The following is a 15,163-nucleotide window of genomic DNA, read 5'->3' on the forward strand; positions in this document are numbered from 1 at the left end:
GGCCGCCCGCAACGACTCACGGACCGGCCCGTCGTGGTAGTCGAAGGCGGCGTCGAAGCCCAGGGCCCGCAGCCGCTCGACCTTGGCCGGGGAGCCAGCGCTGCCGACCACCCGGCCAGCGCCCTTGAGCTTGGCGATCTGGCCGACCAGGCTGCCGACCGCGCCCGCCGCGGCGGAGACGAACACCGTCTCGCCGGGCTTCATCGCGGCGACCTCCAGCAGCCCGGCGTACGCGGTCAGCCCGGTCATGCCCAGCACGCTGAGGTACGCGCTGACCGGGGCGACGCTCGGGTCGACCGGCCGGGCGGCGGTGGCGTCGAGCAGCGCGTACTCCCGCCAGCCCAGCCCGTGCAGGACTGTGGTCCCGACGGCGATGTCCGCCGCCTCGCTGGCCACCACCTCGCCGATCGCGGCACCGTCGAGCGGCGCGTCGAGGGCGAACGGCGCGACGTACGACTTGACGTCGTTCATCCGTCCCCGCATGTACGGGTCGACGGACATGTACTGGTTGCGGACCACGATCTGGCCCGGTCCGGGCGTCGGAACCTCGGTCTCGACGAGCCGGAAGGTGTCCTCGGTGGGCCAGCCCTGGGGGCGGCTGGCCAGGTGGATCTCGCGGTTGCTGGTCACGGGGTGGTCGTCCTCTCGTCCGCGGATGGGGGCCGTGAGGTCACGCGGCCAGGGTCTCGCGGACGGTCAGCGTGACGTCGACGTTGCCGCGGGTCGCGTTCGAGTACGGGCAGACCTGGTGGGCCTGCTCGACGATCTGCTCGGCGGTCTCGCGGGACACGGCGGGGAGGTCGACGACGAGCTGCACGGTGAGCCCGAAACCGCCGCTGCCGTTCGGGCCGATGCCCACCTCGGCCGCGACGACGGAGCCGCTCACGTCGGCCTTGGCCCGGCGACCCACCAGCCGCAGCGCGCTGTGGAAGCAGGCCGCGTAGCCGGCGGCGAAGAGCTGCTCGGGGTTGGCGGCACCGCCGGCGCCACCCATCTCCTTCGGCACGGCAAGGTCGAGCACGAGGGTGCCGTCGGAGGTCTCGACGTGACCGTCGCGGCCGTCGCCGGTGGCGGTCGCGGACGCGGTGTAGACAGCCTGCATGAGAGTCACTGCTCCTTCTGTCGGTGGATGGTGTCGGTGACCCGGGTGAGCGTGTCGCGCAACGCGACGAGCTCATCGATGCCCAGCCCGGTGGCCAGGGCGATCCGCAGCGGGACGTCGCAGAGCTGCTCCCGCAGCGCCAGCCCTTGCTCGGTGAGGCCCACCTCGACCCGCCGTTCGTCCCGCGCCGACCGCCGCCGAAGCACCAGGCCCGCTCCTTCCAGCCGCTTGAGCAGCGGGGAGAGCGTGCCGGAGTCCAGTCGCAGCTCGGTGCCCAGCTCGGACACCGTGGGGGCGTCGTCGGGGCGCTCCCAGAGCACCAGCAGCACCAGGTACTGCGGGTAGGTCAGCCCGAACTCGTCGAGGATCGGCCGGTAGACGTCGGTCAGGGCGCGCGACGCGGCGTAGAGCGCGAAGCACACCTGTCGGCGCAACAGCAGGTCATCGGTCACCGCTGAACCGTAGCCCACAATTAGATTGTGCACAACTTATCGGGGCGCGGGTGACCGCCAGGGCCGCAGGGCGGCGTACCTCAGCGATCGCCGAGGTACGCCTCCAACTCCACCTCCACCAGGTGCTCCGGGTCCAGCAGACCGGCCACCACCACCAGAGTCGCCGCCGGCCGGACCGCGCCGAACACCGCGTTGTGCGCCCGGCCCACCTCGTCGGCGTGCAACCGGTCCGTCACGTACATCCTGGTCCGAACCACGTCGCCCGGCTCCGCACCCACCTCGGCGAGCGCGGCCAACCCGATCCGCAGCGCCTGCGCGGTCTGCGCGGCCGCGTCACCGACGTGCACCACCCGCCCGTCCACAGTCGCCGTGCACCCGGCCGTCCAGGCCCGCTCACCGGCCCGGACCACCCGGGAGTAGCCGTAGCGCTGCTCCCACGGGCCACCCGACCCCAGCCGGGTCGTCGTCACGCCTCGGCCAGCGTCCGCAGCGCCTCGGCCACAGTGAAGGCACCCGCGTAGAGCGCCTTGCCGGCGATCACGCCCTCCACCCCGGCCGACTCCAGGGTCGCCAACGCCCGCAGGTCATCGAGTGTGGACACGCCACCCGAGGCGATCACCGGCCGGTCGGTACGGGCACACACCTCGCGCAGCAGATCCAGGTTCGGCCCGCGCATCGTGCCGTCCTTGGTGATGTCGGTGACCACGTACCGGCTCGCGCCCGCCTTGTCCAGCCGCTCCAGCACCTCGTACAGGTCACCGCCGTCGCGGGTCCAACCCCGCGCCGACAGGGTGTGACCCCGCACGTCCAGCCCGATGGCCACCCGGTCGCCGTACTCCGCGACCACCCGGTCACACCAGACCGGGTCCTCCAGGGCGGCGGTCCCGATGTTCACCCTGGCCGCCCCGGTGCCCAACGCCGCGCGCAGCGACTCGTCATCACGGATACCGCCGGAGAGCTCCACCTTCACGTCCAACTGCCGCACCACCTCCGCCAGCAGGTGCGCGTTGGTGCCCCGACCGAACGCCGCGTCCAGGTCGACCAGGTGGATCCACTCCGCGCCGTCCTGCTGCCAGGCCAGCGCCGCGTCCAACGGGTCGCCGTAGATGCTCTCGCTTCCGACGGCGCCCTGCACGAGCCGGACAGCCCGGCCGTCAGCGACATCCACGGCGGGTAACAGGGTGAGGCTCAAGGTCTTCTCCTCGATCAGGTACGACGGTCCAGGGCGATCACGACGATCGCCGGCAGTACGAGCAGCAAGAGCACGATCAGCGCGATACGCAACGCCATGTTGTCGACGAACGTCCAGATCAGGATCAACGCCGCGCCGGTGAGCAGCACGATCGCGGCCCGCTCACCCCGAGTGTGCCGGGCCAGCCGCCCAGAGCGACCCCGCCGCAGCCGCGGCGTCAACCCGCGGACCACAGCGCGACGGCGCTGTCGGCGAGCGACCTGGCGCTGCCGGACCGCCCGCTCCCGGGCCTGCTGCGCCTCCCGCTCCGCCCGCCGGCGGGCGCGCTCCCGGCTCACCGCGACACCCGGCGGTCGGGCACCGCGCGACGACGCTCAGTCACCGCTGGGCAACGTGGCGAGCCAGTTGCGCAGCAGCGCGGCACCGGTGTCGGCGGACTTCTCCGGGTGGAACTGGGCCGCCGACAACGAGCCGCGCTCCACCGCCGCGACGAAATCCGTGTCGTGGTGGGCGGTGGTCACAGTGGCACCGGCAGCGGCCAGCGCCGCCGGGTCGCTCATCGCGTACGAGTGGACGAAGTAGAACCGGCTCTGCTCGGTCAGCCCGGCGAACAGCACCGACTCCCGGGGAGCCCGGACCGTGTTCCAGCCCATGTGCGGCAACCGGGTGGCGGCCAGCCGGGTCACCCCGCCGGGCAGCAACCCCAGCCCCTTCGTCACCACGCCGTGCTCGTCGCCGTGCTCGAAGAGCACCTGCATGCCCACGCAGATGCCGAGCACCGGCCGGCCAGCGGCCACCCGCTCGGCGATCACCGGGCCGGCGCCCAGCGCCTCGATCCCGGCCATGCACGCCGCGTACGCGCCCACACCCGGCACCACCAGACCGTCGGCGGCAGCCGCCGCGGCCAGGTCGTCGGTCACCCGGACGTCCGCTCCGGCGGCGGCCAGCGCCCGCTCCGCCGATCGCAGGTTGCCCGAACCGTAGTCGAGCACCACCACGTCACTCATGTCGTCACCCCGATCACCCGTTCTCCGGCAGCAGCCGCAGCACCCCGGCGACAGTGGCGAGCACCGCGAGCGCCGCGGTGATCAACACGGCGGCCTTCGGCGCGCCCTGCCGGTAGAGCGACCAGGTGCCACCGACCAGCACCCCGGCCAGGATCAGCAGCAACGTCGGCAACGCGCCGCCCATCAGAGCGCGCCCTTCGTGCTCGGGATCGCCCCGGCCGAACGCGGGTCGATCGAGGTGGCCTCGCGCAACGCACGGGAGACCGCCTTGAACTGCGCCTCCACCACGTGGTGCGCGTCCGGGTGACCACCCGGCCGGGCCGCCCGCAGCACGTCGACGTGCAGCGTGACCCGGGCCGCCTGGCCGAAGGACTCCCAGATGTGCCGGGTCATGCTTGTCGCGTACACCGGCCCGATGTAGGGGGCGAGCACCGGCTCGTCGTGCACCACGTAGGGCCGACCGGAGAGGTCCACGGCGGCCCGGACCAGCACCTCGTCCATCGGCACCGTCGCCGAACCGTACCGCCGGATGCCGGCCTTGTCGCCCAGCGCCTGGTCGAACGCCGCGCCCAGGGCGAGTGCGGTGTCCTCGATCGTGTGGTGCGCGTCGATCTCCAGGTCACCCACGGTGCGCACGGTCAGGTCGAAGCCGCCGTGCCGGGCGATCTGGTGCAGCATGTGGTCGTAGAAACCGACGCCGGTGCTGATCTCGGCGGCACCGGTGCCGTCGAGATCGATCTCGACGAGGACCTTGGTCTCCTTGGTGATCCGTTCCACCCGGGCGGTCCGACTCATTGCGAAGTCTCCATTGCAGAAAGGAAGGCGTCGGTCTCGGCGGCGGTGCCGGCGGTCACCCGCAGCCAGCCGGGCAGGCCGACGTCACGGACCAGCACCCCCTGCGCCAGCAGGGCGTTCCAGACGACGGTCTGGTCGCCGCCCACCTCGAAGAGCACGAAGTTGGCGTCGCTGTCGGCGACCCGCAACCCCCGCTCGCGCAGCGTCGCCACGATCCGGTCCCGCTGCGCCATGATCGCGCTCACCGTACCGAGAAGGGCATCACGGTGGGCCACCGCCGCGCGTGCGGCGGCCTGGGTGAGCGCGGAGAGATGGTACGGCAAACGGACGAGCTGCACCGCCCGCACCACCGCCGGGTCGGCGGCCAGGTAACCCAGCCGGCCGCCGGCGAAGCCGAAAGCCTTGCTCATCGTCCGGGTGACCACCAACCGCGGGTGGCCGGGCAGCACCGCGAGGGCGCTGACCGTCCCGGGCCGGGCGAACTCGGCGTACGCCTCGTCGACGACCACCATGCCGGGCGCGACGTCGAGCACCGCGGCGATCACCGCCGGGTCCAGTGCCGTGCCGGTGGGGTTGTTCGGCGAGCAGAGGAAGACCACGTCCGGCCGGTGCTCGCGGACCTGGTCGACCGCCTCCTCGGCGGTCAGCCCGAAGTCGACGCCGCGCGCCGCGGGCACCCACCGGGTGCTGGTGCCGAGGGCCAGCAGCGGGTGCATCGAGTACGCCGGAACGAAACCGAGCGCGGTGCGCCCCGGCCCGCCGAACGCCTGGAGCAGTTGCTGCTGGATCTCGTTGGAACCGTTGGCCGCCCACACCTGGTCGACGGTGAGCCCGTGCCCGAGATATTCGGCCAGGTCGGCGCGGAGCGCCACCGCGTCCCGGTCCGGGTAGCGGTTCAGCTCGCGCAGCTCGGCCGCGAGCGCCTTGCCGATCGCCTCGACCACCGGCTCCGGCACCGGGTGCGAGTTCTCGTTGGTGTTGAGCCGCACCGGCACGTCCAGTTGCGGCGCCCCGTACGGCGACAGCCCGCGCAGGTCGGCGCGGATCGGCAGATCGTCCAGGCTGGTCACGCCGGTCCTCCTCCCGGGAAGCGGGCCTGGACCGCCTGGCCGTGCGCGGGCAGGTCCTCCACGTTGGCAAGGGTGACCACGTGCGGGGCCACGTCGCGCAGCGCGGCCTCGGTGTATTCGATCAGGTGCACGCCGCGCAGGAAGGACTGCACCGACAGGCCGGAGGAGTGCCGGGAACAGCCGCCGGTGGGCAGCACGTGGTTGGACCCGGCGCAGTAGTCGCCGAGCGACACCGGCGACCAGGCGCCCACGAAGATCGCCCCGGCGTTGCGGACGCGCAGCGCCCACTCCCGGGCGTCGACCGTCTGGATCTCCAGGTGCTCGGCTGCGTACGCGTCGACCACCCGCAGCCCCGCCTCGAGGTCGTCGACCAGGACCACGCCGCTCTGCTCACCGGTCAGCGCCGTGGTGACCCGCTCGGTGTGCTTGGTCGCCGGCACCTGCCGGGCCAACTCCGCCTCGACCGCCTCGACCAAGGCCACCGACGGGGTGACCAGCACGCTCGCGGCGAGCGGGTCGTGCTCGGCCTGACTGATCAGGTCGGCGGCCACGTGCGCCGGGTCGGCCGTGTCGTCGGCCAGGATGGCGATCTCGGTCGGCCCGGCCTCGGCGTCGATGCCGACCACGCCGCGCAGCAGCCGCTTCGCGGCGGTCACCCAGATGTTGCCGGGGCCGGTGATCAGGTCGACCGGGTCGCACCGCAGCTCACCCGCCGGGTCCACCGCAGCGCCGTACGCCAGCATCGCCACCGCCTGGGCCCCGCCCACCGCGTACACCTCGTCGACGCCGAGCAGCGCGCACGCGGCGAGCACCCGGGGGTCGGGCAGGCCGCCGTTGTCCTTCTGCGGCGGGCTGACCACCACCAGTGAGCGCACCCCGGCCGCCTGGGCCGGCACCACGTTCATCACCACCGTCGACGGGTACATCGCCAGGCCACCGGGCACGTAGAGACCGACCCGGTCGACCGGCAGCCACCGCTCGGTGACAGTGCCGCCGGGCACCACCTGGGTGGTGTGGTCGGTGCGCCGCTGGTCGGCGTGCACCCGACGGGCCCGGGCGATGGACTCCAGCAGCGCGGCACGCACCGCCGGGTCGAGCACGCCCTCCGCCTCGGTGATCGCCTCGACCGGCACCCGCAGCACCTCCGGGGAGATGCCGTCGAACCGTTCGCTCGCCTCCCGGATCGCTGGGTACCCATGCTCACGGACCGCCTCCACCAGGGGCCGGATGCGCTCGACGGCGACGGACACGTCGAGCTGGGCACGGGGCAGCAGGCGGCGCGGGTCACCGAGACCGTCGCGCAGGTCGATCCGATTCAGCACCCTTGCGAGTCTAGGCGGCCGGCCCGACGTCCACCCGGGCCGCCCGTCCGCCGGGACGGTGAGCCGGGCCACGCCCCCGGGGTCGAGATTGGTTAGGCTCGACCATGTGACCGCACGGCTGCCGGTGTTCCCGCTCGCAACGGTGCTCTTTCCCGGGTTGGTGCTGCCGCTGCACATCTTCGAGGAGCGTTACCGGGCGCTGGTCCGACACCTGGTCGACCTGCCCGAGGGCGCCCCGCGTGAGTTCGGCGTGGTGGCCATCCAGGCCGGCTGGGAGGTCGCGCCCGCCGGTCCCGGCGCCCGGGCGACGCCGGGCGTCGGCGAGGTGACTCTGCACGAGGTGGGCTGCACCGCCGAGCTGCGCCAGGTGACCGAGCTGGCCGATGGTGGTTTCGACATCGTCACCGTCGGTCGCCGTCGGTTCCGGATCGCCGAGGTCGACGACAGCGCCGAGCCCTACCTGACCGCCGACGTCGAGTGGCTGCCCGACCCGGGCGGCCCGGACGAGGTGGCCGATCTGCTGGCCGCCCGGGTGATCGCTGTGTTCCGGCAGTACCTCGGCCTGATCCGCTCCGACCCGGAGGAGATCTCCGAGCAACTGCCGGAGGACCCGACCGTGCTCTCGCACCTGGTGGCGGCGACCGCGGCGCTCACCGTCGACGACCGGCAGCGGCTGCTGGCCATCGACGACACCGCCTCCCGGCTCCGCGCCGAGCTGCGGCTGCTCAACCGCGAGGCGGCTCTGCTGCGTCAGGTGCGGGCGGTTCCGGTGCCGCTGTCGGAGCTGGCGTCCCCGCCGACACCCAACTGAACTCCCCCGGCTCGGGCTCCGGGCGTAGCCCCGGCCACCGCGACCAGCCGGCCAGCAGGGTGTACATGACAGCGGCCCCGAACGCCGGCAGCAGCAGGTTGCCGTGCGGCACCGGCAGCACGCCGAGCAGCCAGTCCACCCCACCGGCGCGCAGGTCGGCGGGTTTGCTGAACGCCTGCCCGGCCGGGGCGGTGGCCAGCAACCGGTCGAAGGTCGCCAGGCCGATCCGTCGCCCCACCTGCCAGGCCACCGGTGCGGCGACAAGCGCGCCGAGCACCGCGGCGAGCAGCCCGACCGGGCCGCGCCGCCGACGCAGCACGAACCACAGGGCGAGCGCCACGATCAGCCCGAAGGCCAGCCCGAGCAGGCTGAACCAGCCGTCGGCGGCGATCGGCTGTTCCGGTTGCGGCTCGGCGTAGATCGCCCCCTCGGCGGTCTTGAGCACCGGAGTGTCCGGCGCGAGCGCGGCCCAGAGCAACCCGAGCGGGACACCCAGCGCGGCCAGCGCGAGCACGGCCCCCAGCACGGTCGCCACGGCACGCAGCGGTCGACGCGGCTCGTCGAACCGAAGCTCCAGCGAGCTCTGGTACGCCGCCGAGGCCGGCACCTGGCCAGGGTCGGACCCGCTCGGCGCCGTCTCCGCCGACGGGTCGACCTGCGACGGTTTCTCGTCCGGCGTACGGGGTGGCGCGGGTTGGTCGGGCTCGTCGACGGGCCGCTCAGGGTCGGGGTTGTCCGGGCTCACCCGATGATCCTCTCAGGCCCGGTGCGGGGCCGGGGCTCCGGTGGCGGCAGACCAGCTCACCGGGCGAACGGCTCGACCATCATCGCCGCGGCCCGCAGCCACGCCTGCCGGGTCTCCGGCTGGAGCTGGTGGTACTCGATCGACGACCCGGTCTCCAGAGCCGGGTCGTACGGCACGACGGCCACGCCCCGGGTACGGGTGGCGAAGTGCCGCTCCAGGTCGTCCTGGAGGGTCGAGCGACCCGGGGTCGGGCAGGAGATGAGGGTGATCGCGTTGTCCGCCAACTCGCCCATGCCCTCCTCATGCAGCAGGTCGAGCATCCAGTCCGCGCTGAACGCCGCGTCCTCCCTGGGCACTGTGGTCACCACCAGCTGGTCGGCGGCCTGCATCACCGTGCGCCAGTTGGGGCTCTCCACGTTGTTGCCGGTGTCCACGCAGACCACGTCGTGGGTGCGCCGCAGCAGCTCCAGCACCCGCCGGACGGTGAACTGGTCCAGTCGCTGGGCGAAGCGCGGGCTCTCCTCCCCGGCCAGCACGTCGTACGAGCCGTCGGAGGCGTGCCGCAGGTAGTCGTCCAGCCGGTCCAGCAGGGTCGCGCCCTCCAGGATCTCGATCTGGGCCAGGTCGCTGATCAGGTGCCGGATCGTCCGGGCGTGCCGGGCGCTGCCGGCGCGCAGGCCGAGGGTGCCGCGCAGCTCGTTGTCGTCCCAGGCCAGCACGCCCTTGCCGCGGACGCTGCCGACGGTCGCTGCGGCGAGCACTGTGGCGGTGGTCTTGTGCACCCCGCCCTTGGGGTTGGCGAAGGCGAACACCCGGGGCGTGCCCAGGTCCCGCTGGAGCACCCCGTTGGCGCGTTCCTGCTCCGGGTCCACGGCCGGTGGCCGCCACTCGATCCGCGCCGGGTAGGCACGCTCGGCGACCGCCGAGCCGACCGCTGGGGCGGGTGCCGGCGGAACGGGTAGGACGACCGGCGGCGCGGGCGGTGGGGCGATCGGCGGGGGTGGCGGCGCGGCGGCCGGGTAGCCGGTCTCCGGCTGGTAGCCGGTCTCCAGCAGCGCGTACCGCGACTCGATCGGCGGGTCGCCCGGCCGGTAGCCGTTGTCGAGCAGGGCGTAGCGCGACGGAACCGGGTCGGGGCCGCGCGCCGGCGGCTCGGGTTCGGGCCGGTACGTCGGCTCGGCCCGGTAGTCCGGCTCGGCCCGGTAGCCCGGCTCGGCGCGATAGTCCGGCTCGGCGCGGTAGCCCGGCTCGGCCCGGTAGCCCGGCTCGGCCCGGTAGCCCGGCTCAGCCCGGTAGCCGGGCTCAGCGCGGTAGTCCGGCTGCTCGGTCCGGTACGCCGGCTCCGCTCGATAGTCCGGCTCGGCCTGATAACCCGGCTCGGTCCGGTACGCCGGCTCCGCGCGGTAATCCGGCTCCGCCCGGTAGGCGGGCTCGGCCCGGTAGGCACTGTCGACCCGGTAGGTCGCCTCGGCCCGGTAACCAGGCTCCGCGCCGTACGACAGGTCGGCCGGATGCCCGATGGCGGGTGCCCGCCCGGCGTAGCCGTTGGGGGCCGCACGCCGTGGCAGCGGATCCGGTGGCGGCTCCTCACCGTGCCGCTCCGGCTCGGTCTGCTCCGTGCCGCGACCGCCCAGCCGGGCACGGTCCAACAACGCGCGCCACCGCGGCGCTGGTTCGGCCGGCCGGCCCCAGCCGGTCTCACTGCCCTCCACGGCCCGCCCTCCCAGCGCCATCGATCTCTGTCTGACAGGCTACGAACCCAACCCTATTCGGACCACACCTCAGAGCGCACACCAGCCGACGCAGATCACGACGACGGTGGCGACGACGACTGCTCGGCGACGGTGGTGTCCGGCGAGGTGGTGGCGCTCGGCGGCGCCGACTCGGTGGGCTCCGGCTTCGACGGTTCGGGTGACGGGGTCGTCACGACCGGTGCGGGTTCCGACGATTCGCCCACGGGGGCCGAGGGCGCCGGTGCGCTGATCGCCGGCGCCGGCCGCTCGGTCTGGGTCGGTGCGGGGCTCGACCCGGTGTCGGCCGGCGGGCGCACCACGTCGAACTGCTCGGGCAGGGGTGGCGTGAAGACCGTGCGGTCCAACCGGTACACCTCGGGGGCGGGGTCGACCGCCCGCACGTCCGGCCGGGCGGCGACGCCGCGCAGCGCCACCGGCGTCGCGCGAACCACCGCCGCGTAGACGCAGGCGCAGCCGGTGCGGTACGCGGCCGCCTCGGCGGCGGCCACCTCGGCGCCGCTGGCGTACTGCTCCCGCAACTCCCGCTCGCCCACCCCGTCGCCGTCGACCGCGGCGGCCCTGGCCCGGTAGTCGGCGGCCTCGGTCTCCTTGCGGGCCGCCACCTGCCGCATACCGGCGACCACGTCGTCGGGCACCCGCAGCGCGGGGATCTTGACGATCTCGGTCTGCCTGCCGGGCAGCGGAACCCGCCCGAAGACGGTCGAGACCCCGACGTCGCCGAGCACCGTCGCCAGCCGCTGCGGTGGCAGGTACGCATCGAGCGTGACCAGCGCGTACGTCCCGCCCTCGGCGGCCGGAGCGGACCCGGGCAGCGCGGCCAGGTCGGCCGCGGCGGACCGCAGGTAGCCGGGGACGGAGTCGCCGTCGGCGACGCCGACCCGGGTCACCTCGCCGACCGTCCGGTCGCCGACCGGAGTGTCGTCGACGGCCCAGACCGCGGTGCCCAGCACCGCCGCCGCCGAGAGCACGGCGGCCCAGCTGAGCACACCGGATCGCGCCGACCGGTCGCCCAGCCGGGCCACGGCCCGGGTCAGCGGCGGCAGCAGCCGCTGGTCCAGCTGCCGCAGCAGGTTGCCGGCGCGCACGGGCGAGATCCCCTCTGTGGAACGGTGTCGGGCGGTCGCCGCTCAGTCACGCAGGATCTGGAGCGCACGGTCCAGGTCGTCAGGGTAGTCGCTGACGAACCGGACCTCGTCCCCCGTTCGGGGGTGCAAAAAGCTCAGTTCGCGGGCGTGCAGCCACTGTCGGGCCAGGCCGAGACGGGCCGAGAGGGTGGGATCGGCGCCGTAGGTGAGGTCACCCACGCAGGGGTGCCGCAGGGTGGAGAAGTGGACCCGGATCTGGTGGGTCCGGCCGGTCTCCAGCCGGACGTCGACCAGGCTCGCCGCCGGGAACGCCTCCAGGGTGTCGTAGTGGGTGATGCTCGGCTTGCCGCCGGAGACCACCGCCCACCGGTAGTCGTGGGTGGGATGCCTGTCGATCGGAGCGTCGACGGTGCCCCGCAGCGGGTCCAGGTGCCCCTGCACCACCGCGTGGTAGCCCTTGTCGACCTCGCGGTACTTGAAGGCCCGCTTCAACGCCGTGTACGCCTGCTCGCTCTTGGCCACCACCATGATCCCGGTGGTGCCCACGTCGAGCCGGTGCACCACACCCTGGCGCTCGGCGGCGCCGCTGGTGGAGATGCGGTGCCCGATCGCGGCGAGCGCGCCGATCACCGTCGGCCCGGTCCACCCGGGGCTCGGGTGCGCGGCCACCCCGACCGGCTTGTCGACCACGACGATGTCGTCGTCGGCGTAGACCACCCGCAGGCCGGGCACCGCCTGCGGCACCACTGTCGGCGGTGCGACCGGGGCGGGCAGCGTGACGTCCAGCCAGGAGCCGGCCTTGACCTTGTGCGAGTTGGGTCGGGCGGAGCCGTCCACCAGTGCGTCGCCGGCGTCGACCAGGGCCGCGGCGGCGGTGCGGGAGAGCCCGAACAGGCGGGACACGGCCTGGTCCAGGCGCATGCCGTCGAGGCCGTCCGGAACGGGAAGGGAACGGTGGTCGCCGCCAGCGGCGAACGCGGAGGTCATGCCCGCTCCCTCTGCTCGGCGCCCGAGGTGGCGTCAGTGGTGGCCGGGTCGCTGTCGCGGCCCGCCCGCCGGCCGTCACGCTGGCGGCCGGTCAGCTCCAACAGGACGGCCAGCAACACACCGCAGACCAGCGAACTGTCGGCCAGGTTGAACACCGGCCAGACCTGACCGTACGGGTCGAAGAGGCTGATCATGTCGACCACGTGCCCGTGGAAGGGGGACGGCGCCCGGAAGATCCGGTCGACGAGGTTGCCCAACGCGCCGCCGAGCACCAGGCCGAGGGAGACCGCCCAGGGCAGCGAGCGCAGCCGCAGTGCCATCCAGACGATCCAGCCGACCACCCCGATGGTGATCAGCGGGAAGACCCAGGTGTGGTCCGCGCCGATGCTCCAGGCCGCGCCGCTGTTGCGGGTCAGGCTCAGGTAGACGAACCCGCCGAGCAGCCGGACCGGCTCGCGGTCGGTCAGCGCGGCCAGCGCCAGGTGCTTGGTGACCAGGTCGGCCAGCAGGGCCACCAGGGCGACTCCGGCGAGAATCGCGACGGCCCGGGGCCGGCGGGTGCCGCCGCCCGGGTCGGTGCGGCCGGGTTCGGCGGACGGTACTGCGGTCATGCGCTCCCCATCGACAGTCTTGGCGGTGATCGCTCACCGTCTCATCGCCGCCGGGGAACGGACCTCAGCGCCGCTCCTCCAGCTGCTTGCACGTCACACACAGGGTGGCTGACGGGAAGGCGGCGAGGCGCTCGACCGGGATCGGGTTGCCGCACCGCTCGCACCAGCCGTAACCACCCTCGTCGAGGCGCTCCAGAGCGCGCTCCACCTGCGTGATCCGTTCCAGAATGCTGTTGGCGAGAGAGATCTCCTGCTCCCGCTCGAGCGTCTTGGTGCCCGTGTCGGCCTGGTCGTCCCCGGCCGAGTCGGTCAGCCGATCGCGCTGCAGCTCGGTGATCTCACTCAGCGTCTGATCGTACTCGGCACGAAGCTCGTCCCGCCGCGCCGCCAGCGCCGCCCGGATCTTCTCGGTCTCCGCGGTGCTGCGGGTGGCCTTGGCCACCGGCTTGCGCCCGGCGGTCCTGGTGTCGGATGGCTTCGCCATGGGTCGCTCCCTCGGCCGGGGAACCGCGCGGTCCGCGGCGCCTGGACAGGGGGCGCCAACCACGGCGTCCCCTATGTACGAAAAGGGGCGCGCGGCGACGATGGCCGCGCACTCCGGAGGTTGGCAAGAATACGGAACGTACAGGCGTCCGACAACGTGCCGCACCGTCGCGCCGTCTAACAGCCCCTAGCCCTGCCTAACTGGGGCAAAGGGAACGCTAGCAGATCATTCGACCGCCTCATCCCCGTACTCACCAAACCATCGGGCCAGGCGACCCCGCCGACTGACCGCCCGCAACCGCCGTTCCGCCGCGTCCCGCACCCCGGCGGTCGCCACGATCAGCAAACTGTCGCCGGTCTTGAACCGGGTGTCCGGTGCGGGCACGAATCCCACGCCGTCGCGTAGCACCAGGGTCACCGACGCGCCCAGTGGAAGCCGCAGCTCGTCGACGTGCACGCCGGCCAGTCGCGAGCCGGGCGGCACCTCCACCTGGAGCAGGTCCGCCCGCATCCGCTCCAGCGGCGCGGTCTCCACATGGATCTCGGCGGCCTCGGCCGGCGCTGTCACCCCCAACCGGCGGGCGAACGGCCCCAGCGTCCCGGTCTGCACCAGCGTGAAGATCACCACCAGCACGAAGACCACGTCGAAGAGCCGCTCCGCGCCGGGCACCCGCTCGGAGAGCGGAATGGTGGCCAACACGATCGGCACCGCCCCGCGCAGCCCGGCCCAGGACAGGAACGCCTGTTCTCGAAGGCCGACCCGGAACGGCACCGCCGAGACGGCCACCGAGAGAGGCCGGGCCAGCAGCACCAACGCCAGCCCGGCGACCACAGCCGGCAGCACCGCCGCGTCCAGCCGGCCCGGCGAGGCCAGCAACCCGAGCAGCACGAACAACCCGATCTGGGCGAGCCAGGCCAGCCCGTCCGCGAAACCGAGAATCGCCTGCCGGTGCGACAGGCGGGCATTGCCCAGCAACACCCCGGCCACGTAGACGGCGAGGAAGCCCGAGGCGTGCAGAACCGCCCCCGCGGCGTACGCCAGCACTGTGATGCCCACCGCGGCGATCGGGTAGAGCCCGGCCGAGGGCAGCGCCGCCCGGCGCAGCGCCCAGGTGCCGGCGACGCCCGCGGCCACACCCACCGCCGCGCCGACGCCCAGCTCGTAGAAGACGAGCGCGGTCTCGTACCACCACGGGTGCGCCCAGCCCTGGTGGGAGAGCAGCACCACCAGCAGCACCACCGGGGCGTCGTTCATCCCCGACTCGGCCTCCAGGGTCGCCACCAGCCGGGGCGGCAACCGCAGCCGGCGCAGGGTGGCGAAGACGGCCGCCGCGTCGGTGGACGAGAGCACCGCGCCGTAGAGCAGCGCCAACCGCCAGTCCAGCCCCAGCAGCAGGTGCACGGCCACGCCGACCACCACGATGCTGACGATCACGCCGACAGTGGAGAGCGCGGAGGCCAGCCCGAGCACCGGGCGCAGCGTGGTCCACCGGGCGGTGAGACCGCCCTCGGCGATGATCACGATCAGCGCGCAGAAGCCGAGGGTCCGGGTCAGCTCGACGTCGTCGAACTGGATGCCCAGCCCGCTCTCGCCGATCGCCACACCCAACGCCAGGTAGACCAGGAGGCTGGGCACGCCGAGCCGGGTGGACAGTCGCACCGCGCCGACAGCGACCAGCAGCACCGCCGCACCGAGCAGCAGCGCGATGTCCAAGCCGGGCGTCACGGCTGCCTTGCCTGGGCTGTC

19 protein-coding genes are annotated in these 15,163 nt (G+C 73.4%); 1 reads left to right on the forward strand and 18 read right to left on the reverse strand.

Translation table 11 applies throughout. The features are described from left to right. From IW249_RS00005 to hisD, 11 genes are all read right to left on the reverse strand, one after another. The coding region (locus IW249_RS00005; RefSeq protein WP_196918886.1) for an MDR family NADP-dependent oxidoreductase at positions 1-630 on the reverse strand (630 nt) is incomplete at its 3' end. A 40-nt stretch (positions 631-670) separates the two neighbouring features. After that, positions 671-1,102, reverse strand: coding sequence for an organic hydroperoxide resistance protein (locus tag IW249_RS00010; protein ID WP_231392361.1), 432 nt, complete (start codon positions 1,100-1,102; stop codon positions 671-673). 5 nt (positions 1,103-1,107) lie between these two features. Continuing rightward, entirely contained in the window at positions 1,108-1,554 is a 447-nt protein-coding gene (locus IW249_RS00015; RefSeq protein WP_196918888.1) for a MarR family winged helix-turn-helix transcriptional regulator, read from the reverse strand. Positions 1,555-1,634: 80 nt separating this feature from the next. Beyond that, complete coding sequence (locus tag IW249_RS00020; RefSeq protein ID WP_112582733.1) at positions 1,635-2,024, reverse strand: RidA family protein; 390 nt, start codon at positions 2,022-2,024, stop codon at positions 1,635-1,637. Further along, positions 2,021-2,746, reverse strand: coding sequence for a bifunctional 1-(5-phosphoribosyl)-5-((5-phosphoribosylamino)methylideneamino)imidazole-4-carboxamide isomerase/phosphoribosylanthranilate isomerase PriA (priA, locus tag IW249_RS00025; RefSeq protein ID WP_091407754.1), 726 nt, complete (start codon positions 2,744-2,746; stop codon positions 2,021-2,023). Before priA ends, IW249_RS00020 begins: the two co-directional genes overlap by 4 nt. 14 nt (positions 2,747-2,760) lie before the next feature. Next, a complete protein-coding gene (locus IW249_RS00030; RefSeq protein WP_196918889.1) occupies positions 2,761-3,084 on the reverse strand; it encodes a hypothetical protein in 324 nt (107 codons plus the stop codon). Between the two features lie 36 nt (positions 3,085-3,120). Beyond that, positions 3,121-3,753, reverse strand: coding sequence for an imidazole glycerol phosphate synthase subunit HisH (gene hisH / locus IW249_RS00035; RefSeq protein ID WP_196918890.1), 633 nt, complete (start codon positions 3,751-3,753; stop codon positions 3,121-3,123). Positions 3,754-3,766: 13 nt separating this feature from the next. Next, a complete protein-coding gene (locus tag IW249_RS00040) occupies positions 3,767-3,937 on the reverse strand; it encodes a CG2302 family histidine operon protein (protein WP_196918891.1) in 171 nt (56 codons plus the stop codon). Further along, entirely contained in the window at positions 3,937-4,548 is a 612-nt protein-coding gene (gene hisB / locus IW249_RS00045) for an imidazoleglycerol-phosphate dehydratase HisB (protein WP_030334475.1), read from the reverse strand. Before hisB ends, IW249_RS00040 begins: the two co-directional genes overlap by 1 nt. Further along, entirely contained in the window at positions 4,545-5,618 is a 1,074-nt protein-coding gene (locus IW249_RS00050) for a histidinol-phosphate transaminase (RefSeq protein WP_196918892.1), read from the reverse strand. The genes hisB and IW249_RS00050 overlap by 4 nt, the downstream gene beginning before the upstream one ends. Then, a complete protein-coding gene (gene hisD, locus IW249_RS00055) occupies positions 5,615-6,940 on the reverse strand; it encodes a histidinol dehydrogenase (protein WP_196918893.1) in 1,326 nt (441 codons plus the stop codon). The genes IW249_RS00050 and hisD overlap by 4 nt, the downstream gene beginning before the upstream one ends. Before the next feature lie 106 nt (positions 6,941-7,046). Between hisD and IW249_RS00060 the strand changes: the two genes are divergently transcribed. Continuing rightward, positions 7,047-7,751 (forward strand): LON peptidase substrate-binding domain-containing protein, encoded by a 705-nt coding sequence (locus tag IW249_RS00060; protein WP_196918894.1) that lies wholly within the window; start codon positions 7,047-7,049, stop codon positions 7,749-7,751. On the opposite strand, the gene IW249_RS00065 is transcribed toward IW249_RS00060, so the two are convergent. The 7 genes from IW249_RS00065 to IW249_RS00095 form a co-directional block, all read right to left on the reverse strand. Then, positions 7,666-8,496 (reverse strand): DUF2567 domain-containing protein, encoded by an 831-nt coding sequence (locus IW249_RS00065; protein ID WP_196918895.1) that lies wholly within the window; start codon positions 8,494-8,496, stop codon positions 7,666-7,668. The genes IW249_RS00060 and IW249_RS00065 overlap by 86 nt on opposite strands. Positions 8,497-8,552: 56 nt before the next feature. After that, entirely contained in the window at positions 8,553-10,208 is a 1,656-nt protein-coding gene (locus IW249_RS00070) for a MinD/ParA family ATP-binding protein (protein ID WP_443673251.1), read from the reverse strand. A 95-nt stretch (positions 10,209-10,303) separates the two neighbouring features. Further along, positions 10,304-11,335, reverse strand: coding sequence for a hypothetical protein (locus IW249_RS00075; RefSeq protein WP_196918897.1), 1,032 nt, complete (start codon positions 11,333-11,335; stop codon positions 10,304-10,306). A gap of 42 nt (positions 11,336-11,377) precedes the next feature. Next, positions 11,378-12,322, reverse strand: coding sequence for an RluA family pseudouridine synthase (locus tag IW249_RS00080; protein ID WP_091407730.1), 945 nt, complete (start codon positions 12,320-12,322; stop codon positions 11,378-11,380). Then, positions 12,319-12,933: a signal peptidase II gene (gene lspA / locus IW249_RS00085; RefSeq protein WP_196918898.1), complete on the reverse strand. Its 615-nt coding sequence runs from the start codon at positions 12,931-12,933 to the stop codon at positions 12,319-12,321. The genes IW249_RS00080 and lspA overlap by 4 nt, the downstream gene beginning before the upstream one ends. A gap of 64 nt (positions 12,934-12,997) precedes the next feature. Beyond that, complete coding sequence (locus IW249_RS00090) at positions 12,998-13,417, reverse strand: TraR/DksA family transcriptional regulator (protein ID WP_091407724.1); 420 nt, start codon at positions 13,415-13,417, stop codon at positions 12,998-13,000. 225 nt (positions 13,418-13,642) lie between these two features. Then, positions 13,643-15,142 carry a potassium/proton antiporter gene (locus IW249_RS00095; protein WP_196918899.1) on the reverse strand — a complete coding sequence of 500 codons (1,500 nt, stop codon included), beginning with the start codon at positions 15,140-15,142 and terminating at the stop codon, positions 13,643-13,645. Positions 15,143-15,163 lie beyond the last annotated feature (21 nt).

Origin of the sequence: Micromonospora vinacea (assembly GCF_015751785.1) — a bacterium.
Taxonomy (GTDB): domain Bacteria; phylum Actinomycetota; class Actinomycetes; order Mycobacteriales; family Micromonosporaceae; genus Micromonospora; species Micromonospora vinacea.

Bases quoted from the DNA above. Each gene is read 5' to 3' on its own strand.
- IW249_RS00080 (WP_091407730.1), bottom strand. From the start codon at position 12,322: ATGACCTCCGCGTTCGCCGCTGGCGGCGACCACCGTTCCCTTCCCGTT.
- IW249_RS00040 (WP_196918891.1), bottom strand. From the start codon at position 3,937: ATGGGCGGCGCGTTGCCGACGTTGCTGCTGATCCTGGCCGGGGTGCTG.
- hisB (WP_030334475.1), bottom strand. From the start codon at position 4,548: ATGAGTCGGACCGCCCGGGTGGAACGGATCACCAAGGAGACCAAGGTC.
- hisH (WP_196918890.1), bottom strand. From the start codon at position 3,753: ATGAGTGACGTGGTGGTGCTCGACTACGGTTCGGGCAACCTGCGATCG.
- lspA (WP_196918898.1), bottom strand. From the start codon at position 12,933: ATGACCGCAGTACCGTCCGCCGAACCCGGCCGCACCGACCCGGGCGGC.
- IW249_RS00010 (WP_231392361.1), bottom strand. From the start codon at position 1,102: ATGCAGGCTGTCTACACCGCGTCCGCGACCGCCACCGGCGACGGCCGC.
- IW249_RS00090 (WP_091407724.1), bottom strand. From the start codon at position 13,417: ATGGCGAAGCCATCCGACACCAGGACCGCCGGGCGCAAGCCGGTGGCC.